We start from the raw sequence: 21,502 nt of genomic DNA, 5'->3' as shown, positions 1-21,502 counted from the left end.
CATATGAAGTACCTGATGAAGTTTTGGTTATGAATTGAAGGAGGAAATAAAAATGAGAAACACAAAAATAGTTTGTACAATCGGTCCAGCATCGGAATCAGTAGAAAGATTAGAGCAGTTAATCGATGCAGGAATGAATGTAGCCAGATTAAACTTCTCCCATGGAGATTATGATGAGCATGGTGCAAGGATTAATAATATTCGCGAAGCAGCTGCGAATAAAAATAGAACAGTAGCGATTCTTCTGGATACAAAAGGTCCTGAAATCCGTACAGGAAGCTTTAAAGAAGGAAGAGCAGATATTGTTCAAGGTGAAAATGTGATTGTTTCCATGGATGAAGTAGAAGGTACCGCTGAAAAGTTCAGTGTTACTTATGATGGGTTAATCAACGATGTCCATGCAGGTTCTAAAATTTTGCTGGATGATGGGCTTATTGAGTTAGAGGTACAGGAAATTAATACGGACAGTGGAGAAATTTCCACTGTGGCATTAAACTCTGGAGAAATTAAAAATAAAAAAGGCGTAAACGTGCCGAATGTATCGGTTAACCTTCCCGGAATTACAGAGAAAGATACCAATGATATTATTTTTGGAATTGAACAGGGCATCGATTTTATTGCGGCATCTTTTGTTCGCCGGCCTTCTGATGTTTTGGAAATTAAAGAGGTACTGGAGAACCATGGTGCAGAACATATAAAAATCATCCCTAAAATTGAAAACCAGGAGGGTGTGGATAATATTGACAGCATCCTGGAAGTAAGTGATGGTTTAATGGTTGCACGTGGAGATCTTGGTGTAGAAATACCTGCAGAAGATGTTCCTCTCGTACAGAAAAAACTTATTAAGCAGTGTAATACAGCAGGGAAACCGGTTATTACGGCAACACAAATGTTGGATTCCATGCAGCGCAATCCTCGTCCAACCCGTGCAGAAGCTTCTGACGTAGCTAATGCTATTTTTGATGGTACAGATGCTATCATGCTTTCCGGTGAGACAGCTGCAGGCGCTTATCCGGTAGAATCCGTGCAAACAATGAGTAACATTGCTTTAAAAGCGGAATCGGGATTAAACCATAAAGTTATTTTAGAAGAACGTTCCAAAAATGTAGATATGGAAATCAGAGAAGCCATTACACAATCTGTATCCCATACAGCATATAATTTAAATATCGGTACGATTGTTGCTCCGACAGAAAGCGGATCGACAGCCCGCATGATGTCAAAATACCGTCCAAAGGCAACCATTATTGCAGTTACAGTAGATGAATCTGTCAATCGGCAATTGGCGCTTGTATGGGGAGTTCATGCAGTGATGGGAACGCCAACGAAATCCACTGATGAAATGTTGGAAGTATCTGTGAAACGAGGATTGGAAGCAGGCGTATGCAAACGCGGAGATACCGTTCTTGTTGTTGCAGGAATCCCTGCCGGTGAAAAAGGGACAACCAACCTGATGAAAGTGCATGTGATTGGTGATGTTATTGCCAAAGGACAAGGTGTCGGCAGAAGTAGAGCATATGGGCATGTTGTCTTTGCTCAAAATAATGAAGAAGCACTTTCCCGTATGAATGAAGGAGATATTCTGGTAACACATGCGACAGAAAAAGAAATGATGCCGGCGATTGAAAAAGCTGGTGCTGTGATTACGGAAGAAGGCGGTTTGACATCGCATGCAGCGGTAGTTGGCGTCAGCCTTGGTATTCCAGTTGTTGTAGGTGTGGAGAGCGTCTTCGAATTACTGGAAGATGGCCAGGATATTACCGTAGATAGCAGCCGCGGCCAAGTATATGCAGGTCATGCGGACGTATTGTAAGTATGAGTGTCTACTATCTACTATAATAGATGATTAAAAAAGGAACAGAACCTCCGAAAAAGCTACTCGGAGGTTCTATTTTATAATGTGGATAGCTTCTTATAAAAGAAGTAATTCCAGGCGCTGAGAACAAAAACGGTTCAGTTGCAAAAGAGAAAGGGTGTTAAAAATGAAAATGAAATACCTTCTTCCAGCATTCATCATTATTCCGGCAATAGAAATCGGAGTCTTTCTATGGTTGAGCCGGCTTATCGGCGTGTTATGGGTCGTTGGATTAATTATTGCGACAGCCATGTTAGGTATTTTTCTTGCCAGATATCAAGGCATGGAAGTATTTAGACGCTCGCAGCAGCAATTACAAAGAGGGGTGCCCCCTGCCGAAGAATTTCTTGATGGAATAGCAACATTCGTTGGAGCATTCTTACTTATTATTCCAGGATTTGTGCTGGATGCAGCTGGCTTATTATTATTAATCCCATGGACAAGGAAATGGTTTAATAAGCAGTTAAAGAAAATAATCATGCAATTTATGGGAAGAAATACCATCATTTACCGCCGCTGGTAACAAGTTATCCTTTGATATAGAGAAATAATTGCTGAAACACGCCGGATTTTTTAATCGCAAGCATCATAACTAACGTAATAGGAGCAAAAATAAAGCCTAAAATGCCGAACCATTGTACACCTAAAAACATACTTATCAGCATCATTAAAGGAGAAATGCCGATAGATGTTGCGACAATTTTAGGTTCTAAAAGCTGTCTGATAATAATAACCAGCGCATAAAGTATGGATAAACCAATCGTTAATGGATAGTTAAAGGTTAAAAAACTAATAAGAATCCATGGTATAAGAATAATGCCAACACCCAGATAAGGCATAAAGTCAGCAATTGCTGCAAATAAAACAATCGTAAATGCATGTTCTACTCGAAGGACGAGAAGACCGGCGCACAAAATAACCGCAGAAAGACAAACCAGTATTACCTGTGCTCTGAAATAACCTATCACAGCCTCTTTCAAATGAGAGGTTATTTTTTTGTAGAGAACATACCAATCAGACGGTATAGTCTTACGGAATTTATACTGGATATTGTGGTAATCATAACTGATCATAAAGGTAGCCAGGACTATAAAAATAAAAACAGTAAAGGAGTTTGGCAGAACCATCAAAAAGCTCGCAGTTTGCTGCAGCAGTATGTGAAAAAAATGGGAGAAAGCCTGCGTAATCGATTCTGTCAAAGAATGTATATACTCATAGACCTCCAACCTGTAATCCACCTGCAGCGTTGTTAAAAGCGAAAGTAATTGATCATATAATGGTAAAATGTAAGTGTCCAGCAGCTGTTGAAATTGCTCCATGACATAGTGAAAATAGGCAGGGAGCTTGTCTGATAAATAAAGGATACCCTGGTAGACTTCGCTTACTAAAAAGAATAAAGCAATAAAGAATACGCTGAGAAAAAGTGAAAAAGTGCATATTAAAGCCAGTAATCGCGGCATTTTCAACTTATTTACAAACAATCTGATAAACGGCTGAAAAATAGAAGATAATAAAAAAGCTATCAAAATAGGGTAGATGTAAGGAAATAATAGAAAGAGCAAGAACACACTGCTGCCTGAAATAATAATAACAATAAGGCTGCGGGTAAGTTGTCCGATAATTTTTGATGGCATCAACATTTCCTCCAAAAAAAGACCTGATATAATCTATGCTGCAAACCATGAAAGTAGAAGTAATCAGGTGTTTGAATCGAGATTCATCTGCAGAGGAATAACTTAAATAAAAGAAATCTTATAGGTATTTAACACAATTTAAACGGTTTCAATTCACATTCTGCTTATTATCCTTTATAATGGAAGATGGGCAGCTGAAAAGATTAGTTTTTTTATCAGGCTGAAGGGTACAAATAAAGAGAAGATGTTTTTGAATATGTTTTAAAAGAGAGAATAATACATGCATTGATTCGTAACTTTCAAAAGATTTTGGTACACGTTTTATTGCCTTCAAAATGCGCGTTCCATCACCTGAACGATGCGATGCGAATATAAATTAGTACAAGTTTATTCTTACATAGCTTGAAACATCCAAGATTTGTTTGTTACCCAATTATTATTTATTTAAATGGGAATAAATACGAAATATTTTGATTATCTGGAAAGGGAGAGGTAATATGGCAAATTCAACAAAAGGATTAGAAAATATTGTCGCAACGCAGTCAGCAATTAGTTCCATTATTGATGATCAATTATCCTATGTTGGTTATAAGATTGATGATTTAGCTGAAAATTCCAGTTTTGAAGAAATTATTTATTTACTCTGGAATCAAAAGCTTCCTACAAAATCAGAATTAGATGAATTAAAGTCTGAGTTGGCAAAGAATATGGTTATTTCCGATGCTATTATTAATCATTTGCGTTCTTATGATTTGAAAAGCGTACATCCGATGGCTGCTTTACGGACAGCAGTTTCTCTGCTGGGAATTTATGATGAAGAAGCAGACGAGACAGATGAAGCATCCAATAAAAGAAAAGCGGTTCGTATTCAGGCAAAAATTGCTTCTATCGTAACTGCATTTGCAAGAATACGGGATGGGAAAGATCCGGTACAGCCGAAAGAAGGCTTGAGTTATTCTGCTAATTTCTTATATATGCTGAATGGAAAAGAACCGGAAGATATTGAAGTGGAAGCGGTTAATAAAGCACTTGTATTACATGCTGATCATGAATTAAATGCATCTACGTTCACAGCCAGAGTTTGTGTTGCAACACTTTCTGATATTTATTCCGGAATAGTAGCAGCGATTGGTGCTTTAAAAGGACCGTTGCACGGCGGCGCGAATGAAAATGTAATGAAGATGCTTCATGAAATCGGCGAAGAAGAAAATGCTATTCCATATATTAAAGAGAAGCTGGATAATAAAGAAAAAATTATGGGAATGGGACACCGCGTCTATCGCAATGGTGACCCGCGGGCTAAATTCTTAAAAGAAATGTCCAGACAGTTGACCAAACGTACAGGAGAAGAAAAATGGTATAACATGTCTATTAAAATTGAAGACTATGTGAAAGAGCATAAAGGACTGCCTGCAAACGTTGACTTTTACAGTGCGTCTGTATACCACAGCTTAGGAATTGAAGAAGATTTATTTACGCCGATATTTGCTGTAAGCAGAGCTTCCGGCTGGATAGCTCATATTCTGGAACAGTATGCTGACAACCGTTTAATTCGTCCGCGTGCAGAGTATAACGGTCCGGATTTACGGGAATATGTTTCTATGAAAGATAGAGGCTAATATCATTAAAATATGATAGAATGTAACAGGAATCATAACTAGGAGGGTTTTATCTATGACACAAGGTGAAAAAATTGTAGTAGAAAATGGCGAAATGAATGTACCAAACAAACCAATTATCCCATTTATTGAAGGGGATGGAACTGGCCCGGACATTTGGGCTGCTGCCCGCCGTGTTATCGAGGCATCTGTTGAAAAAGCTTATAATGGTGAAAAATCTGTAGACTGGCTAGAAGTATATGCTGGCCAAAAAGCTTTTGATAAAACAGGTGAATGGTTACCACAAGACACGCTGGATAAAATCGATGAATATAAAATTGCTATTAAAGGGCCTCTAACAACTCCAATTGGCGGAGGATTCCGTTCACTTAACGTAGCTTTACGCCAAGAACTGGATTTATTCACATGTTTGCGTCCAGTCCGTTATTTTGACGGTGTACCATCTCCGGTAAAACGTCCTGAAGAGGTAGATATGGTTATTTTCCGTGAAAATACGGAGGACATTTACGCAGGAATTGAATGGCAAAAAGGCACGGACGATGTGAAAAAAGTGCTTAACTTTTTACAAAATGAAATGGATGTAAAGAATATTCGTTTCCCTGAAACATCTGGTATTGGCGTGAAACCGGTATCTGAAGAAGGAACAAAACGTATTGTCCGGGCGGCAATTAATTATGCTTTAAATGAAGGCCGTAAGAATGTTACGTTAGTGCATAAAGGAAACATTATGAAATTTACAGAAGGCGCATTTAAAAGTTGGGGATATGAAGTTGCTGAACAGGAATTCGGTGACAAAGTATTCACATGGGCAGAGTACGACCGTATTGTAGAAGCGGAAGGGAAAGATGCAGCGAATAAAGCGGAAGACGATGCTGTAGCTGCTGGTAAACTGATTGTAAAAGATTCCATTGCAGACATTTTCTTACAGCAAATTCTTACTCGTCCAAAAGAGTTTGATGTTGTTGCTACCATGAACTTAAACGGTGACTATATTTCCGATGCTCTTGCTGCGCAAGTTGGTGGAATCGGTATTGCTCCTGGGGCAAACATCAACTATGACACAGGACATGCTATTTTTGAAGCAACACATGGAACTGCACCGAAATATGCAGGAATGGATAAAGTGAATCCATCTTCTGTTGTTCTTTCTGCTGTATTAATGCTTGAGCATTTAGAGTGGAGAGAAGCGGCTGATTTAATTACAAAATCCATGGATAAAACAATCGGTTCAAAAGTGGTCACTTATGATTTTGCCCGCCTGATGGATGGGGCAACAGAAGTGAAATGCTCTGAATTCGCTGATGAACTAATTAAAAATATGGATGCATAAGTAGTAAAATTCATGATGCATCAAGTAAAAAGATGAACGGGAGAAAATGTTTGCAGCAGCGGAAAGAACCGTCGTTGCAAACATTTTCTTTAAATAAACATTTAAAGAATCATGAAGGGGGTAAGTAAAATGGTTTCTGCACGAAAAAAGATTTCCGTTATTGGTTCTGGTTTTACAGGAGCAACGGCGGCATTAATGGTAGCTCAAAAAGAATTAGGTGATGTCGTCCTTGTCGATATTCCGGATATGGAGAATCCAACCAAGGGAAAAGCATTGGACATGGCAGAAGCGGCGCCAGTTCAAGGTTTTGATGCAAAAGTTACGGGTACATCTGATTATGCAGATACAAAGGATTCGGACCTGGTCATTATTACAGCAGGTGTTGCTCGGAAGCCGGGGATGAGCCGAGATGACTTAGTGAATACAAATGCCAAAATAATGAATACGGTTTCAAAAGAAATTGTTAAATACTCACCAGATACAACGATTATTGTATTGACCAATCCGGTAGATGCGATGACCTACAGCGTTTATAGAGCTTCCGGGTTGCCAAAAGAACGTGTTATCGGACAATCAGGCGTTTTGGATACAGCCCGTTTTCGAGCCTTTATAGCGGAAGAATTAAATATTTCTGTAAAAGATATCACCGGATTTGTTCTCGGAGGCCATGGGGACGATATGGTGCCGCTTATTCGTTATTCCTATGCAGGAGGTATTCCGCTTGAAAAGTTGATCTCGAAAGAACGTCTGGAAGAGATTATTCAAAGAACACGGACGGGTGGCGGTGAAATTGTAGATTTGTTAGGAAATGGAAGTGCTTACTATGCCCCGGCTGCTTCTTTAACTGTGATGGCAGAAGCGATTCTGAAGGATCAGCGCAGAATTTTACCGGCCATTGCTTATTTAGAAGGAGAATATGGGTATGATGGCATTTATTTAGGCGTGCTAACTGTTCTTGGCGGAGGTGGAATCGAAAAAATTATCGAGCTGGATTTAACAGACGAAGAAAAACAACAATTAGATAAATCGGCAGAATCGGTTAAAAAAGTAATAGACATTTTAAAATAACATTATCAGTGACAGCGCAATGGTTTTGAAAAAAGCCATTGCGCTTTTGCATGGCCAGAAAAAATAGGAAGGTCTTGCTTTCCTTTCTTATTATTTTGTACCCTCTCTCTTCCTTATTGCATAGGCTACTGTACATAGTGAAGGAGAGGGTCTGAATGAGATGAGTTTAACTATCCCGCATGTATTGTATGGATTTTTTACTTTGCTTATTTTGGTGACAATGATTTTTCGAAGAGGGATTGTTCTTCCGAGTTTACTAGGAACGTTTGTAATTGCTAGTTTTTATAAAGGAAGTATCGTCAGCGGATTTATGGCGATATTTTATGCCAATTTAGTCGCTGCACAAGAGCTTTTCAATATCTTTTTGATTATTACTTTTATGCTTGCGCTTTTAAATGCGTTAAAAGATTTACAAGCGGATGTGCTGATGATCCAGCCAATTCAGAAGGTCATGGTAAACGGCCATCTATCTTATTTTGTTTTATTGATCGTTACGTATGTTATTTCCTTGTTTTTCTGGCCGACTCCAGCTGTTCCGCTTATTTGTGCATTACTTGTTCCTGCTGCCGTAAGGTCTGGGCTCCCTGCCATTACAGCAGCAGTTGCTATTACGATTGCAGGTCAGGGAATGGCATTGTCTTCGGATTATATTGTTCAGGTAGCACCAGCTTTATCAGCAAAAGCAGCCGGTGTAGAAACAGCAGCAGTTGCGGACAGAGCTTTTGTTTTATCTGTTATTACCGGGGTTATTGCTTCTTTACTAGCCTATTTATTTTACAGAAAATCAATCCGTTCCAAAGAAGATCCGAGAAATCAGACAGAAGCAGAAAATATTCAAGACTATGATTCATCCGGGCATGAACCTGCTTCCAACCATTTATTCGCGTGGAGTCGTATTTTTGCTTGGATTGTACCTATAGCTTTGATATCGGTCGTCGGATATATGCTTTATAATAAATTTTTCGGCTCCAGTGATTTAGTGGGTGGAGAAGGAGCAGCACTTGTAGGTGGCGTAGCGGTTATTTTATTGTTATTTGCTACAGGTGTGTTTGGAAGACGTAATGCATTAGATTATGTGGGCAATCATATTACAAATGGGTTTGTGTTTGCATTTAAAGCAATGGGCCCGGTCATTCCGATTGCAGGCTTTTTCTTTCTAGGCAGTGCCGAATTTTCTAAAGATATTTTATTGGTAGAAGAAGCACCATCTTTTTTATTTGAGATTATTACTTCGATCCAGTCTGTTCTTCCGGATAGCACGGTATTTGTTGCTTTCAGCTTATTAATTGTCGGAATCATCACGGGTCTGGATGGATCCGGCTTTTCTGGTTTACCTATTGCAGGTGCTTTGGCTGCTTCGCTGGAGACAACTTCTATTGATGCAAGTACACTGGCTGCAATTGGTCAGCTGGGAGCTATTTGGACTGGTGGAGGTGCGCTAATTGCCTGGTCATCTTTAATAGCTGTAGCGGGATTTTGTGGTGTTTCAGCTATGGAATTAGTCAGAAAAAACTTTTTCCCTGTCATATTGGGGCTTTTGGCAGCAACACTTGCTGCGGTCATTTTATTTTGATTATCAGAAAATAAATTGTATGCGTTAGGATTGTTCGATAAATCGATTCTAACGCATGCTTTTTTTATGGTTGCGTTGCGTAATAAGGAAATATTCTACCGATTTATATATATCCATAGTATTTTTTGAAATTTTTTAAATATATAGTGAATATATATTTAAATATGTTAAACTGATAAAAAATTGAGAAAAAGGAGGTCATTTTGTAAAGCGCTTACAAATAAAAATAAAATAGAAGAAGGAGGGAGAGTTTTACATGAATTCGATTTTAATTGCGGTTGTAGGGATAATCGTATTTATATTCGGTTATCGTTATTATTCCAAGTTTATTGCAGAAAAAATATTTCGCTTAGACCCAAATTATGTTACTCCGGCACATCGATTCAAAGATGGCGTGGACTATGTTCCAACCAATAAATTTGTTTTGTGGGGGCATCATTTTACATCCGTAGCTGGCGCTGCACCTATTTTAGGACCGGCAATAGCTATTTATTGGGGATGGCTTCCAGCGTTTTTATGGGTGGTATTAGGCACTATTTTTGCAGCTGGTGTCCATGATTTTGGAACATTAGCTTTATCTGTCCGTAATAAGGGATATTCAATCGGGACAATTGCAGACCGTTTAGTAGGTAGAAGAGCAAAGTTATTATTTTTATTTATTATTCTCATTCTTGTATTAATGGTAAACGCTGTTTTTGCATGGGTTATTTCGAATTTATTTATTAGTTATCCTGCCAGCGTAGTTCCTGTTTTTATTCAAATTCCATTAGCTATTTGGATTGGCTATGCAGCGTATAAGCGGAATATAAAAATGCTGTTGCCCTCGGTTATTGCCTTAGTCATCATGTATTTAGCAGCCGTTATGGCAAGCAGAGTCGGTTTTCTGCAGATTGATTTAGTCGGGTATATGGGTGGAGAAGGTGGAACAGGTTTATTTGGCCTGGGTACGGTCTCCACAGCGTTCCTGATATGGATTGTTATTTTAATGGTATATGTATATATTGCATCGACACTGCCGGTATGGAAGTTACTGCAGCCAAGAGATTTTATTAATTCGCATCAATTAGTTGTTGGACTGGCAATATTGTATTTGGGGTTACTTTTTACATCTCCGAATATGACAGCTCCCGCAATAAATGAAAGTCCGGATAAAAGTTTCCTGCCGCTTCTTTTTATTACCATCGCATGTGGAGCGATTTCCGGGTTCCATGGCTTAGTATCTTCAGGAACATCGTCTAAACAGCTGGATAAAGAAACGGATGCACGTTTTGTAGGTTACTTCGGGGCAGTGGGAGAAGGGATTTTGGCACTTGTTTCCATTATTGCTGTTGGAACATTCTTTGCAAATACAGATGCATTTTCACAAGCCTATACTTCCTTTACTGAAGCAAATGCAATCGGACTGGGGACATTTATTGAAGGCGCGGCAACATTAGCAAATGGCTTGGGAATTCCGTCAGATATCGCAACAACCATTGTATCGATTATTGTAGTCAGTTTTGCTGCGACGACATTAGATACATCTGTTCGTTTGATGCGGTATATTATTGCGGAATTAGGCATTGAATATAAAATACAGCCATTAACCAAAACGCATGTAGCGACATCGATTGCCGTGCTTTCCAGTGCAGCACTTGTGTTAATTCCTGAAGGTCCGAATGGTTTCGGATCGGGCGGATATTTGATCTGGCCATTATTTGGTACAGCCAATCAATTGCTGGCTGCTATCAGTTTATTTTTAATTGCGATTTGGTTAAAACGAAGAGGCAGCAATTATATGGTGGCACTTATCCCGATGATTTTTCTGATCTTCATGACGATGTATGCAATGTTTCAACAGGTTGTCTTTGAATGGTCGTGGATAGGGACAGAATCGAATATGCTGCTGTTCGTATTAGGCTCGATTATCTTTGTGTTTGCGATATGGATAGCTTTGACCTCTTTTTCAGAGTTGATGAAAAAGATAGAAGATCCATTTGATAAAGACTGATTTTACATCCAAACCTGTTTTACGAGAAAACAGGTTTGGGTACTTCTAAGCAAGCAAAAAGCTATCATTTGGGAGGTTGTAGTATGCTGACAGATAGAATAAAACAATTGATTCAGTATTATGAGGAAGTGATTAGTCTGCCGCACAAGTCAGAGGTTGCCAGGGAATTGAGAAATGAGGATGATTTTTTCCTGCTGCTTCTATATTCTGAAATGCTGGGTATACCGAATCCAGTTTATTATTATACGTTGGAGCTATACCCTTACATCATTGAATCTTTCCATGATTGGCATTTACGGATGGGGATGGATAAATCCCCGCTTAACGGGATTCGATGTTGTTAAAAGCGGCAATGATTCGTTGGTGAAAATACATAGAAGGGGTGGGAAACGATGCTTGGAGAAAAGAATCGGATTATTTTTGTGGGAGGCAAAGGCGGCGTCGGAAAATCGAGCTCAGCTGCCGCTTTAGCAATGGAATATGCGGAGACAGGATACCGTACATTACTCGTTTCCACCGATCCTGCGCACAATGTAAGTGATATTTTTCAGCAGCGAATTGGTGGAAAAATCACAGCTGTTGAAAAAAACTTATATGCACTGGAGATTGATTCGGACAAAGAAACAGATGCGTATATCAAAAAAGTAAAGGAAAATATACAAGGCGTTGTCCATGTTGATATGATGGAAGAAGTACACCGCCAATTAGACACAGCAAAAGCCTCTCCAGGCGCAGATGAAGCGGCCTTATTTGATAAGCTCATATCAATTATTTTGGAAGAAGGGGACAGGTTTGATAAACTGGTATTTGATACGGCACCAACAGGACATACCATTCGCTTGTTGTCTCTTCCGGAATTAATGGGGATTTGGATTGAAGGTCTATTAACGAAAAGAAAGAAAACGAATACACAATATTCTCAACTATTAAACGATGGTCAACCCGTTGATGACCCGATTTACGATACATTACAAAAACGGAAACAACGCTTTGCGAAGGCAAGAGATATTCTATTGGACAGGCAAGAAACAACCTTTCTATTTGTTTTAAATCCGGAGAAATTGCCGATAGCCGAGACAAAAAAAGCAATCCTTCTCTTGGAGAAATTTCAGATTGTCATACCTTATATTATTGTAAATAAGGTATTGCCGGAGAAGGCCAGTGGTGATTTCATTGAAAAACGGAAACAGAACGAAAAAATGTATCTAGAACATATTGCGGCGGATTTTTCTGCACAAACGATATTCTATATTCCGTTTTTTTCGGAAGACATTACCAGTCGAAAACAATTAAAACAGATGGGAACTTATTTGAAGGAGGAAAAAGAGAATGCGGGCATTAGTACATGAAAATGACGGTTTGCATATGACAGAAATGGAACCTCTGGAGCCAGGGGGATCAGAAGTGGTAGTGAAATTGAAAGCGGCAGGACTTAACCGGAGGGACCTGGGTATCCCCGGCCGCAGAAAAGAATCGGAAGAAGCATTAATTCTTGGTTCAGATGGAGCAGGAATCATTGAAGAAATCGGTAAAAACGTTATTGATGTAAAAATTGGAGATGAAGTCATCATTAATCCGTCTTTACGTTGGGAACAAAACAGTGAAGCTCCGCCCAAAGAATTTGATATTCTGGGGATGCCTGACCATGGCACGTTTGCAGAAAAGATAGTCATTTCCGAAGATCAAGTAGAGCCAAAACCGGCTTATATGAGCTGGGAAGAAGCGGCGGCTTTTCCATTAGCTGCATTAACGGGATATCGGGCAATGTTTACAAAAGGCCAGCTGCAAAAAACAGACACGGTCTTTATACCTGGAGCAGGCGGCGGTGTTGCAACTTATTTAATTGCATTCGCTAAAAATATCGGGGCGCGGGTAATTACCACTTCCCGGAGTGAAGAGAAAAGAGAAAAAGCTCGTGAACTTGGAGCTGATGTTGTCATTGATACAGCAGATGATTGGGAAGAAAAATTAGGTAATGAAACGGTTGATATGGTCATTGATAGTAATGGAAAAGCAACTTTTCACCGTTCTCTGGCTATTTTGAAAAAAGGAGGCAGGTTTGTTACATTCGGCGCAACGACAGAGGATGTGATAGATTTTGATTTACGTGCCTTCTTTTATGGTCAATATAAACTGATTGGTTCCACGATGGGTTGTCGAGAAGAACTGAGGGCAGCGTTAAAGCATGCAGAAAATTATCAATTGCATCCCGTTGTCGACCGCATCTTTTCCTTAGATCAAAGTCTGGAAGCATTCAGTTATTTAGATGAGGGAAAACAGTTTGGAAAAGTAATCATCCGTATTTCTTAAAAATGATTATATAGACTAGGAACAGTTTTATTTTATTAAAAAGTAAAGGCAGGGGACCAGTATGCAGCATAGAAGTCCCGCTGCCTTCTTTTTTATTGGTACTGGTGAAATATAATGCTGTTTTTGACATATATTCATGATGTTAAGAAAGGCTCCATTCGATTCACAACTTCTTGCAGCCGTTTTTGGTTTCGTTCATATAACACTTTTGCTTCCGGGTTGTCTGTTGCTAAGGCAAATAATTCTAAATCTGCTTGGCATTTTTTCATACTGGCCAATAACAGAGCCGGTTGAGCAGGTTCAGGTACTGCAATATGATCGTCGTAAAGGTCCAGAAATAATTGGCCTTGATGATCGACTTGGCCAAGGAAAACATTGTCTACTGTTACATTTTGTTTTTCTAGCTCTGTCTCCAGCCAAGCGGGATTTAATGAGGCGTTCGCCAGAGGTTCCAGTAGTATATTTCCGTCAGCGATGACTGTCTGTGGTTCTTTAGCCGGTGCAGAGGTAATTTTTAAGTCTTTTAAGGTAACCGGCTGATTTTCTTTTTTGGGCAACACATTTAATTCTCCGGTCGGTTCCAGGACAGCAAATTCCACATCAGAAACAAGAAATTGGTTATTATTTCGTAGTTTTTCCAACAGATCATCTGTAGAATAACCTTCTTTTTTTAAATTCTCCTCCATAATCTTTCCATTTTGTATAAAAACCGTGCTCTTTCCATCTGTGAAGTCCCGGATTCGTTTGCTTTTCAAAGATAATTTTTCAATTGTAAATGCAGCAATAAACCAGACAAACATCGCTAATAAAGCATAATAAAAACTGCTGTACGGATCGACTGTATGAAAAGCGGCTATTCCTCCAAGTACAATGCCGGATATGGTTTCAAAAATATTAAGTTGTGACAGCTGTTTTGCCCCTAGCCACTTAACAAAGAAAAATAAAACGGTGATTAAAATAATGGAGCGAATAATAATCGATATCCATTCTGGCATAATTTTCCCTCCTTATGACTTATATTGCGGCTCTTGTTTATCCATATAAATAACTTGCTGATGCATATCATGCCGTGCATCTTTTATGAAACCAGTTACTTCCTCAATCGTGTTCTTTAAATCCTGTTCAGTTGTTGAAGCATGTAATAAGTCCAGACCTGCTTCAATTGATTTTAATGTAGCGTAACATGTTTTTACTTGTGATCCTACTGTCATAAAGCATCTCCCTAACCTTTTGGTTTAAATATGATGGCTCCAATGACGCCAAATATAATAGCTGCAGAAATACCGGCACTTGTTACCTCAAACATACCGGTTACGACGCCGATGAGTCCATGTGTTTCCGCTTCTTGTATGGCTCCGTGGACTAATGAATTCCCAAAGCTTGTGATGGGGACGGTTACTCCCGCTCCTGCAAAATCAATAAGTGGTTCATACCAGCCGATTCCATCGAGAACAGCTCCAGAAATAACTAAAATGGTTAATGTATGTGCTGGAGATAACTTAAATACATCGAACATTATTTGTCCAATAACGCAGATAAGCCCTCCGATAACGAATGCCCAGAAAAAAATCATAACTGTTCACCTCTTGCTTCGATTGACACAGCATGTGCAATACATGGTATAGGTGCTTTTTGCTGAATACTTAAGGTAGAATGTAAAGACCCGGTAGCCACTACTAAAATCCTTTTTAAATTGCCTTTCATCACTTCTTGAAGATAATGCCCATATGTGACGATGGCGGAGCAGGCTGCACCGCTTCCGCCGGCAAGAACCGGCTGATCTTCGCGATAGATAGCAATGCCGCAATCTTTATATTTTTCTGCTTCAATCGGTATATTTCTCTCATGTAATAAATCCAAAGAAACTTCTCTTCCCACATGTCCGAGGTCGCCAGTGATGATTAAATCATAATAAGATGGATCAATCTCCATATCCCGGAAGTGCGCCTCTATTGTATCAACAGCAGCAATAGCCATTGCCCCGCCCATATTGAATGGGTCCGTCATTCCCATGTCCGCTACTTTTCCAATCGTAGCTGATGTAACTGATGGTCCTGTGCCATTTTGAGCAACAAGCGCACAACCAGCTCCAGTTACCGTCCATTGTGATGTTGGAGGTTTCTGTCCGCCGTATTCGGTTGGATAGCGAAATTGTTTTTCTGTTGCCGCATTATGGCTGGAAGCTGCGCACAGAATATAATTTGCTCCTTTCGCATTGATAATGGAAGCAGCAAGTGCTAAGCTTTCCATTGAGGTGGCACAAGCACTGAAAGTTCCCAGAAAAGGGATGCTGCTAGTACTTGCAGCAAAACTGGTCGGTGTCATTTGGTTAATTAAGTCACCGGCAATTAAAAATTCAACGTTTTCCTTTTCAATCCGCGCTTTTTTTAATGTTGTCTGTAATGCTTCTTCCAGCATTTTCTGCTGTGCTTTTTCCCAAGAATCTTGATTGACCCACATATCTTCGTGAAGCATATCAAATGCTTCCGGAATGTTTCCTTTTGCTTCAAAAGGTCCGCCGATAGTACCTGTCGAAATAATTGCCGGATGGTTTTCGAAAACCCAGGATTGATGTCCTTTCAGCATTAGAATCCCCCCCATTGCGTCAGGATGGTTTTAATGATGGCTACGATAAATGCAGCAAAAACACCATAAACAATAACCGGTCCGGCGAGTTTAAGCATGTTGCTTCCTACACCCAGGACAAAGCCTTCTGAACGATATTCAATGGCTGAAGAAATAACAGCATTTCCAAACCCGGTTACCGGCACAGCCGTTCCTGCTCCGGCAAATTGTGCAATACGATCATAAACACCAAATCCGGTTAGCAGCATCGTAATAAAAATCAATGTAGCAGTCGTTGGATTCCCGGCTGTTTTTTCTGTGAAATTAAATTGATAAATATAAAAAGTAGAAATGAGCTGTCCGATGAAACAGATGAATCCGCCGATAAGAAAAGCCTTGATGCAGTTTTTGAAGATAGGCCGTTTTGTTTCCCGCTTTTGCTGAAAAGCTTGATAACGCTGTTGATTCGGATTTAGCTTTTGTTTCTTTTTGTCTCCCATTACATAGCACTCCTTTTCAGGTTATAAATAGAGAGGATGATGGAACAGACATCAAGTCTGTTCCTTGGATAATTGTATGATTTTCTCTATTTTTTTCTTGATTTCTTCTTCTGTTAGTGATTGGTTTTGTATTTTTTCTTCCAGTTTGGATGTTTCAAGAACAATCTTTTTGTCCGTTGATAGTTCTACCGTGAAATCTGGAAACATTTGCTGTAGTTTCTTCTGGTAGGCTTTTCTTTTATCCTGCAGTGCGAAACGTTCATGGTGGGGTATTTCAATAGTAACCAGCAGCGTATCCTTTGTATTTGCTGCGTGAACAGCTTGAATGTCATCTTTACTCTCCAGAAATTCTTTCGCCTGTGTTGCAGTGTCCTGAGACGAATTTGTGGACAGATGTTGGATGTTCGGATTTTCTGAATTAGAAGATTCATTCGTATGATGGCACCCGACTAAAAATATAATAAAGAGAAGCAGCAGGGGTATTTGTTTATATTGCATATAGTCACATCCTGTTCTTTATCTGATATGTAGCAGGGGAGACTGTACAGATAGTCTCCCGATTCTTTACATGTTTGTACAAGTCTTTTTACTGTTTATATTGAGGTTCTTCCTGCATGACTTGTTGTACTCTCGGTTCTAACTGATCTAAAATACCTTGTGTCTGTTGTGCTGCATTTTGATATAGCTGTTTTGCCTGTTTGTTGTCAGTTTGAAGTGCAAACTGCTCTAGACTTGCCTGCGCACTTTTTAAACCTGAAACAGTTTGTTGAACTTGTGTACCTACTGTCATTTTCTTCACTCCCTTTTATATCTTGCACTTATTATTTTGATGAAAAAGTTATTTTTTATGCTTGTAAACAATTACCAAGCTATGCGCCGGAATGGAAAGAAAAGATTATTTTTTAATGCACGTTTATGGATAAGAATCTGGTCAGAAAAATGGGAGCGTGCGTATAAGAAATACGAAAGATATTTATTAATGGATAAGAGAAGAGACGGTTTGAGGTTTCGGGGAGAGGTGTTTTTAACGTGAAAAAACGGCAGGGAGACTGCCGTTTTGGTTCCAAGTTTTCTTTAGTTTTACCGTTTATTTAAATTTTTTGCTTTGACAAAAGGCCCTACATCCATACGAGTTGGATTTTTGTATTTTTGGTTGATTTGTTCTGTCCATGTTTCCTGTTTATTATTAGAGCTTCGGGATTCATAATAATCTTTCATGGTTTGATCGTATTCTTGGATATAGTGCTTTTGTTTATCAAAAGGAATGTATTGATTTTCATGATAGATAGCTTGAAGTGGCATGCGCGGTTTAATATCCGGTATTTCTCTTGGATGGCCGATTGCTAAGCCGAACAAGGGAACAACATGCGATGGTGCTTTTACAACATCGTTAAAAGCTTGGATATCATTACGCAGGCTTCCCAGGTAGCAGATACCTAACCCGAGCGATTCGGCTGCAACAGCAGCATTTTGTGCGGCTAAAGCAGCATCGATTGTACCTACAATAAATTGTTCGGTACTTTCCAGGTTCTCTTGAAAAGCTTCCGAGTGTTCCACTTCATCCAACTGTTCAATGCGATGTAAGTCTGCACAGAAGATAAGTAAATGGCCATTTGTTTTGACGTGATCATGTCCGGAAATAGCATGAAGCTTATCTTTGACTTCCTGGTCGGACACGCCTATAATGCTGTAAGCCATCACATTACTGGAGCTTGAAGCGCGATGTGCACTTTCTACAATGGTTTTTATTTGATCGTTAGTTAAAGGTTTATCTGAAAATTTCCGAATAGATCGGTGGTTCATAATTGTTTCAATGATTTGGTTCAAAACGTTGTTCCTCCTTCGATGATTTCTTCTATATTTGTGAATGGACTATTTCATTGTCGATTATGAAAAACAATATTCCAATTAAGTGTATCATGGGGCTAAGATTGATTCCAAGAAACTTGCTTGTATATCTGTTAAGAATCAATGTTGCATCACGATGGGATGTGTTATTATAAAAAAAGAAATGCGTTTGCGTACAATAGGAAAGGTCAATGAAATCATAATGATCTATACGTTGGAGGATGATGTATATGAAAACATTTAAATTGCGTAAATTGGTGATATTAGATTATGATAAAGGGCTGGAAGGGACAGAAGTGAATCTGATTGACGGCCTGATTATTAACCGGGAAGATGATTATGATACATGGCTGATTGAAGGATTTACCCATCGTTCTTATTGGAGTTATTTTGAAAATAAGCAAAATGAAGAATTGATGGTTCAAGCTACCATTACAAAAGAGTCAAATGAACCTGCCTCCTTTATCACGAAAATGACTGAGATGCATGAAATCGGTGAACAAATGAACGTGATGCTGATGGGTAAAATAATTGATAAACAAAAGAATGATGTGGAGCAACTATTGAGGAAACTTGTAGAAAAGGGGTATGAGGGAGAGCATTTAATTCAAAAATTTAAAGAGATTTATTAGTATGATTGGTACGTAAGTGTGATTAGAGGAAGGGAATAACAATGAAGAAAATGTTTAATAAATATAAAAGTATTCACCAATGGACTTCTTTTCAGCTGTTGTTATTATATTATATAGCAGCAATCGCATTATCAACCATTTTGTTATCCTTACCTGTTTCGCAACAGCCGGGAGTCGATATCCCTTTTATTGATATTGTATTTACAGCGGTCAGTGCAATTAGTGTAACAGGTCTGAGTACGATTTCCATTGCAGGTTCCTTAAGCACAACGGGGATTATTTTTTTAGCCCTGATGATGCAAATTGGAGCCGTCGGAATTATGACAATTGGTACGATGCTTTGGGTTATGCTGGGAAGACGTATCGGTTTTAAAGAAAGAAATATGATTATGACCGATCAGAATCAAACTCATTTCGACGGCATGGTGAAACTAATTAAAAATATTGCTTATCTTCTGCTGATTGTGGAAGCTCTATTTTTTGTTATCTTAGGGAGTTATTTTATGACGTATTATGCTTCATTTGAAGAAGCATTTTTACAAGGGTTTTTCGCTGTTATCAGCGCTGTGACAAATGGAGGCTTCGATATTACCGGCCAGTCACTGATTCCTTTTCAGTCTGATTATTTTGTTCAAACCATCACGATGATACTTATTATCGTTGGCGCGATCGGATATCCAGTCATTATCGAGATAAAGGAATATGTATTTCAACGTAAAAAACAAGAACAAAGATTTCATTTCAGTTTATTTACAAAGCTGACAACAGCCACTTTTTTCAGCTTGATTATCGTTGGCGCCATTGGAATTTATTTATTTGATTTAAATGGTTTATTTAAAGGTATTCCTTGGCATGAATCTTTTTTTTATACATTATTTCAATCTGTCACTACGAGGAGCGGCGGGTTAGCAACAATGGATTTGAATATATTGTCGAATACGAACCATTTATTTATGTCTGCACTGATGTTTATTGGTGCATCCCCAAGCAGTGCAGGGGGAGGTATTCGGACAACAACCTTTGCGCTGGTACTTATTTTTCTATTTACGTTTATCCGCGGTGGAAGAAGTGTTAAAGTATTTCACCGTGAAGTGTATGAAGTGGATTTAAATAAAGCGGTAACGGTTACCATTTTTGCGATGATGATTGTCTTTTCTTCGGTTATTTTACTGACGATTCTGGAGCCTGTGTCATTAGAGTCCATTATTTTTGAAGTCACTTCGGCTTTTGGTACGGTTGGCTTGTCTTTAGGAATTACAGAAGATTTATCGGTGGTCAGTAAAATAATATTGATGATTTTAATGTTTATCGGGCGGGTTGGAATACTGACGTTTCTATTGATTTTCAGACGTAAAAAAGAGCCTGCAAAATTTAATTATCCAAAAGAAAGAATGATTATCGGTTAATGAATTTATTTCAAAAGGAAAAAATAAAATGGCCTGTGCCTTAGCACAAGCCATTTTTTGATTAGCAGTAAAATGCAGCTCCTACGATGATTAGTAAAATGAAAAGAACAACAATCAACGCAAAGCCGTTTCCGTAGCCGCCACCATAGCCGCCACCGTAGCCGTAGCCGCCACCATATCCATAGCCCATGCTTTTTCACCTCCTGAACTTACAGTATTACTGTATGCAGCTAGATAAAATGTGTATAGACATTCGCCCTGATTTTTAAAACCGCTGGGAGGAGAAAGGCATGTCAGTGGAATGGCATTCGCTATGAATTGGCAGTACGGAAGGAACAAGACAAGAGTTGTTAAAACAAAAGAGCCATACTTGGTAATTAACAGACAATTCTTTTTTCCTTTATTTTATGCGAAGATATTGATAAGATAGAACTATGCAAGTAGAATAATATTTCTGTACATAAATGAAGGGAGTGCTTCAGAATGGAAATGCTTTTCGGCGTCGTGTGTTTTGGTATTCTTGTATTGAATGTTGGTTATTGTGTGATGGATAGAGAATAGTTTTTCATCATTATAAAAGCAGAAAGCTGTTTCTCATCTCTAGAAGAAAAAAGAATGCAGTTTTCTGCTTTTAATCTATCCAGCCGAATTCATCTAAAGGATAGATAATTAATTCCGATTTACCGATGATATCATCTCGTGGAATAAAGCCCAGTCCATTACGGCTGTCTTTGCTGATTAGCCGATTATCCCCCATGACAAAATAATTATCTTCGGGAATTTCTAACGGCCCGAAATTACTGGTTTGTGCAATGACCTCATCACTTAAAAAATGCTGCTGGTAAATTTCGCCGTCAATATATAATCGTCCATTTTCAATTTCTATTGTTTCCCCGGGCATACCGATAATGCGTTTCACATAATTTTTGGGGGATTGCTGGATAATGACGACATCGCCTCTGTGCGGATCATCCATCGCATAAACAACTTTATTGAAAATGACTCGTTCCCCATCCTGAAGCGTAGGGTACATACTTTCTCCTTCTACAATGGAAGTGGCAAAAATAAATGTTCTAAGAAAAAAGGCCACCATTATTGTGATAATAATAATCTTTAACCAGCCTATCCATTCTTTTTTATGATTGTTATCCACAAACTCATCTCCAAAAAAT

22 protein-coding genes and 1 pseudogene are annotated in these 21,502 nt (G+C 38.9%); 12 read left to right on the top strand and 11 right to left on the bottom strand.

Annotated features, from left to right (window positions below):
- The first annotated feature begins 52 nt into the window (after positions 1-52).
- Positions 53-1,813, top strand: coding sequence for a pyruvate kinase (gene pyk, locus B7E05_RS14775; protein ID WP_080874923.1), 1,761 nt, complete (start codon positions 53-55; stop codon positions 1,811-1,813).
- A 169-nt stretch (positions 1,814-1,982) separates the two neighbouring features.
- Entirely contained in the window at positions 1,983-2,378 is a 396-nt protein-coding gene (locus tag B7E05_RS14770) for an FxsA family protein (RefSeq protein WP_080874922.1), read from the top strand.
- Between the two features lie 4 nt (positions 2,379-2,382).
- Here the strand turns inward: B7E05_RS14770 and ytvI are convergent, their stop codons facing one another.
- Positions 2,383-3,489 (bottom strand): sporulation integral membrane protein YtvI, encoded by a 1,107-nt coding sequence (gene ytvI, locus B7E05_RS14765; protein ID WP_179134547.1) that lies wholly within the window; start codon positions 3,487-3,489, stop codon positions 2,383-2,385.
- A 497-nt stretch (positions 3,490-3,986) separates the two neighbouring features.
- Here ytvI and citZ point away from each other — a divergent pair, with 497 nt between their 5' ends.
- The 8 genes from citZ to B7E05_RS14725 all read left to right on the top strand — a co-directional run bounded on the left by citZ (position 3,987) and on the right by B7E05_RS14725 (position 13,379).
- Positions 3,987-5,108 (top strand): citrate synthase, encoded by a 1,122-nt coding sequence (gene citZ / locus B7E05_RS14760; protein WP_080874920.1) that lies wholly within the window; start codon positions 3,987-3,989, stop codon positions 5,106-5,108.
- Positions 5,109-5,142: 34 nt separating this feature from the next.
- Positions 5,143-6,438, top strand: coding sequence for an NADP-dependent isocitrate dehydrogenase (gene icd, locus B7E05_RS14755; protein WP_281252508.1), 1,296 nt, complete (start codon positions 5,143-5,145; stop codon positions 6,436-6,438).
- Between the two features lie 129 nt (positions 6,439-6,567).
- Positions 6,568-7,506, top strand: coding sequence for a malate dehydrogenase (gene mdh / locus B7E05_RS14750; RefSeq protein ID WP_080874918.1), 939 nt, complete (start codon positions 6,568-6,570; stop codon positions 7,504-7,506).
- Between the two features lie 160 nt (positions 7,507-7,666).
- Positions 7,667-9,079, top strand: a complete 1,413-nt coding sequence (locus tag B7E05_RS14745) for a hypothetical protein (protein WP_080874917.1) — start codon at positions 7,667-7,669, stop codon at positions 9,077-9,079.
- Positions 9,080-9,335: 256 nt separating this feature from the next.
- A complete protein-coding gene (locus tag B7E05_RS14740) occupies positions 9,336-11,069 on the top strand; it encodes a carbon starvation CstA family protein (RefSeq protein ID WP_080874916.1) in 1,734 nt (577 codons plus the stop codon).
- 83 nt (positions 11,070-11,152) lie between these two features.
- Positions 11,153-11,413, top strand: a complete 261-nt coding sequence (locus B7E05_RS14735; RefSeq protein ID WP_080874915.1) for a cory-CC-star protein — start codon at positions 11,153-11,155, stop codon at positions 11,411-11,413.
- Positions 11,414-11,461: 48 nt separating this feature from the next.
- Positions 11,462-12,418: an ArsA family ATPase gene (locus tag B7E05_RS14730; protein ID WP_080874914.1), complete on the top strand. Its 957-nt coding sequence runs from the start codon at positions 11,462-11,464 to the stop codon at positions 12,416-12,418.
- Positions 12,399-13,379 (top strand): zinc-binding dehydrogenase, encoded by a 981-nt coding sequence (locus B7E05_RS14725; protein ID WP_080874913.1) that lies wholly within the window; start codon positions 12,399-12,401, stop codon positions 13,377-13,379. The genes B7E05_RS14730 and B7E05_RS14725 overlap by 20 nt, the downstream gene beginning before the upstream one ends.
- A 134-nt stretch (positions 13,380-13,513) precedes the next feature.
- Here the strand turns inward: B7E05_RS14725 and B7E05_RS14720 are convergent, their stop codons facing one another.
- From B7E05_RS14720 to nfsA, 8 genes are all read right to left on the bottom strand, one after another.
- Entirely contained in the window at positions 13,514-14,374 is an 861-nt protein-coding gene (locus B7E05_RS14720; protein ID WP_080874912.1) for a DUF421 domain-containing protein, read from the bottom strand.
- A 12-nt stretch (positions 14,375-14,386) separates the two neighbouring features.
- The gene (locus B7E05_RS14715) at positions 14,387-14,590 is read right to left on the bottom strand and encodes a DUF1657 domain-containing protein (RefSeq protein WP_080874911.1); all 204 of its coding nucleotides are present in this window, start codon (positions 14,588-14,590) and stop codon (positions 14,387-14,389) included.
- A gap of 11 nt (positions 14,591-14,601) precedes the next feature.
- Positions 14,602-14,952 carry a stage V sporulation protein AE gene (gene spoVAE / locus B7E05_RS14710; RefSeq protein WP_080874910.1) on the bottom strand — a complete coding sequence of 117 codons (351 nt, stop codon included), beginning with the start codon at positions 14,950-14,952 and terminating at the stop codon, positions 14,602-14,604.
- The gene (gene spoVAD, locus B7E05_RS14705) at positions 14,949-15,965 is read right to left on the bottom strand and encodes a stage V sporulation protein AD (protein ID WP_179134546.1); all 1,017 of its coding nucleotides are present in this window, start codon (positions 15,963-15,965) and stop codon (positions 14,949-14,951) included. The genes spoVAE and spoVAD overlap by 4 nt, the downstream gene beginning before the upstream one ends.
- Entirely contained in the window at positions 15,965-16,444 is a 480-nt protein-coding gene (spoVAC, locus tag B7E05_RS14700; protein ID WP_080874908.1) for a stage V sporulation protein AC, read from the bottom strand. Before spoVAC ends, spoVAD begins: the two co-directional genes overlap by 1 nt.
- A gap of 51 nt (positions 16,445-16,495) precedes the next feature.
- Positions 16,496-16,942, bottom strand: coding sequence for a hypothetical protein (locus tag B7E05_RS14695; protein ID WP_080874907.1), 447 nt, complete (start codon positions 16,940-16,942; stop codon positions 16,496-16,498).
- A gap of 88 nt (positions 16,943-17,030) precedes the next feature.
- Positions 17,031-17,234 (bottom strand): DUF1657 domain-containing protein, encoded by a 204-nt coding sequence (locus tag B7E05_RS14690; RefSeq protein WP_080874906.1) that lies wholly within the window; start codon positions 17,232-17,234, stop codon positions 17,031-17,033.
- Between the two features lie 290 nt (positions 17,235-17,524).
- Positions 17,525-18,271, bottom strand: a complete 747-nt coding sequence (gene nfsA / locus B7E05_RS14685) for an oxygen-insensitive NADPH nitroreductase (protein WP_080874905.1) — start codon at positions 18,269-18,271, stop codon at positions 17,525-17,527.
- Between the two features lie 251 nt (positions 18,272-18,522).
- On the opposite strand from nfsA, the gene B7E05_RS14680 reads away from it, so the two are divergent.
- Positions 18,523-18,924 carry a YwpF family protein gene (locus B7E05_RS14680; protein ID WP_080874904.1) on the top strand — a complete coding sequence of 134 codons (402 nt, stop codon included), beginning with the start codon at positions 18,523-18,525 and terminating at the stop codon, positions 18,922-18,924.
- A 41-nt stretch (positions 18,925-18,965) separates the two neighbouring features.
- On the top strand, positions 18,966-20,330 hold the full coding sequence (locus B7E05_RS14675; protein WP_080874903.1) for a TrkH family potassium uptake protein: 1,365 nt from the start codon (positions 18,966-18,968) through the stop codon (positions 20,328-20,330).
- 61 nt (positions 20,331-20,391) lie between these two features.
- Here the strand turns inward: B7E05_RS14675 and B7E05_RS22455 are convergent.
- Positions 20,392-20,472 (bottom strand): annotated as a pseudogene (locus B7E05_RS22455) (YjcZ family sporulation protein); the annotation flags it as partial.
- A gap of 489 nt (positions 20,473-20,961) precedes the next feature.
- Positions 20,962-21,483 carry a signal peptidase I gene (gene lepB, locus B7E05_RS14665; protein ID WP_143833239.1) on the bottom strand — a complete coding sequence of 174 codons (522 nt, stop codon included), beginning with the start codon at positions 21,481-21,483 and terminating at the stop codon, positions 20,962-20,964.
- Positions 21,484-21,502: the final 19 nt, after the last annotated feature.

Source organism: Oceanobacillus timonensis, from assembly GCF_900166635.1.
In the GTDB taxonomy this organism is placed as follows: domain Bacteria; phylum Bacillota; class Bacilli; order Bacillales; family Amphibacillaceae; genus Oceanobacillus; species Oceanobacillus timonensis.
This window is presented reverse-complemented; position numbering and strand designations above follow the sequence as displayed.

What these genes read in the sequence shown, in the direction of transcription:
- pyk (WP_080874923.1), top strand. Translation starts at nt 53, where the DNA reads ATGAGAAACACAAAAATAGTTTGTACAATCGGTCCAGCATCGGAATCA.
- B7E05_RS14770 (WP_080874922.1), top strand. Translation starts at nt 1,983, where the DNA reads ATGAAAATGAAATACCTTCTTCCAGCATTCATCATTATTCCGGCAATA.
- ytvI (WP_179134547.1), bottom strand. Translation starts at nt 3,489, where the DNA reads ATGCCATCAAAAATTATCGGACAACTTACCCGCAGCCTTATTGTTATT.
- citZ (WP_080874920.1), top strand. Translation starts at nt 3,987, where the DNA reads ATGGCAAATTCAACAAAAGGATTAGAAAATATTGTCGCAACGCAGTCA.
- mdh (WP_080874918.1), top strand. Translation starts at nt 6,568, where the DNA reads ATGGTTTCTGCACGAAAAAAGATTTCCGTTATTGGTTCTGGTTTTACA.
- B7E05_RS14745 (WP_080874917.1), top strand. Translation starts at nt 7,667, where the DNA reads ATGAGTTTAACTATCCCGCATGTATTGTATGGATTTTTTACTTTGCTT.
- B7E05_RS14740 (WP_080874916.1), top strand. Translation starts at nt 9,336, where the DNA reads ATGAATTCGATTTTAATTGCGGTTGTAGGGATAATCGTATTTATATTC.
- B7E05_RS14735 (WP_080874915.1), top strand. Translation starts at nt 11,153, where the DNA reads ATGCTGACAGATAGAATAAAACAATTGATTCAGTATTATGAGGAAGTG.
- B7E05_RS14730 (WP_080874914.1), top strand. Translation starts at nt 11,462, where the DNA reads ATGCTTGGAGAAAAGAATCGGATTATTTTTGTGGGAGGCAAAGGCGGC.
- B7E05_RS14725 (WP_080874913.1), top strand. Translation starts at nt 12,399, where the DNA reads ATGCGGGCATTAGTACATGAAAATGACGGTTTGCATATGACAGAAATG.
- B7E05_RS14720 (WP_080874912.1), bottom strand. Translation starts at nt 14,374, where the DNA reads ATGCCAGAATGGATATCGATTATTATTCGCTCCATTATTTTAATCACC.
- B7E05_RS14715 (WP_080874911.1), bottom strand. Translation starts at nt 14,590, where the DNA reads ATGACAGTAGGATCACAAGTAAAAACATGTTACGCTACATTAAAATCA.
- spoVAE (WP_080874910.1), bottom strand. Translation starts at nt 14,952, where the DNA reads ATGATTTTTTTCTGGGCATTCGTTATCGGAGGGCTTATCTGCGTTATT.
- spoVAD (WP_179134546.1), bottom strand. Translation starts at nt 15,965, where the DNA reads ATGCTGAAAGGACATCAATCCTGGGTTTTCGAAAACCATCCGGCAATT.
- spoVAC (WP_080874908.1), bottom strand. Translation starts at nt 16,444, where the DNA reads ATGGGAGACAAAAAGAAACAAAAGCTAAATCCGAATCAACAGCGTTAT.
- B7E05_RS14695 (WP_080874907.1), bottom strand. Translation starts at nt 16,942, where the DNA reads ATGCAATATAAACAAATACCCCTGCTGCTTCTCTTTATTATATTTTTA.
- B7E05_RS14690 (WP_080874906.1), bottom strand. Translation starts at nt 17,234, where the DNA reads ATGACAGTAGGTACACAAGTTCAACAAACTGTTTCAGGTTTAAAAAGT.
- B7E05_RS14680 (WP_080874904.1), top strand. Translation starts at nt 18,523, where the DNA reads ATGAAAACATTTAAATTGCGTAAATTGGTGATATTAGATTATGATAAA.
- B7E05_RS14675 (WP_080874903.1), top strand. Translation starts at nt 18,966, where the DNA reads ATGAAGAAAATGTTTAATAAATATAAAAGTATTCACCAATGGACTTCT.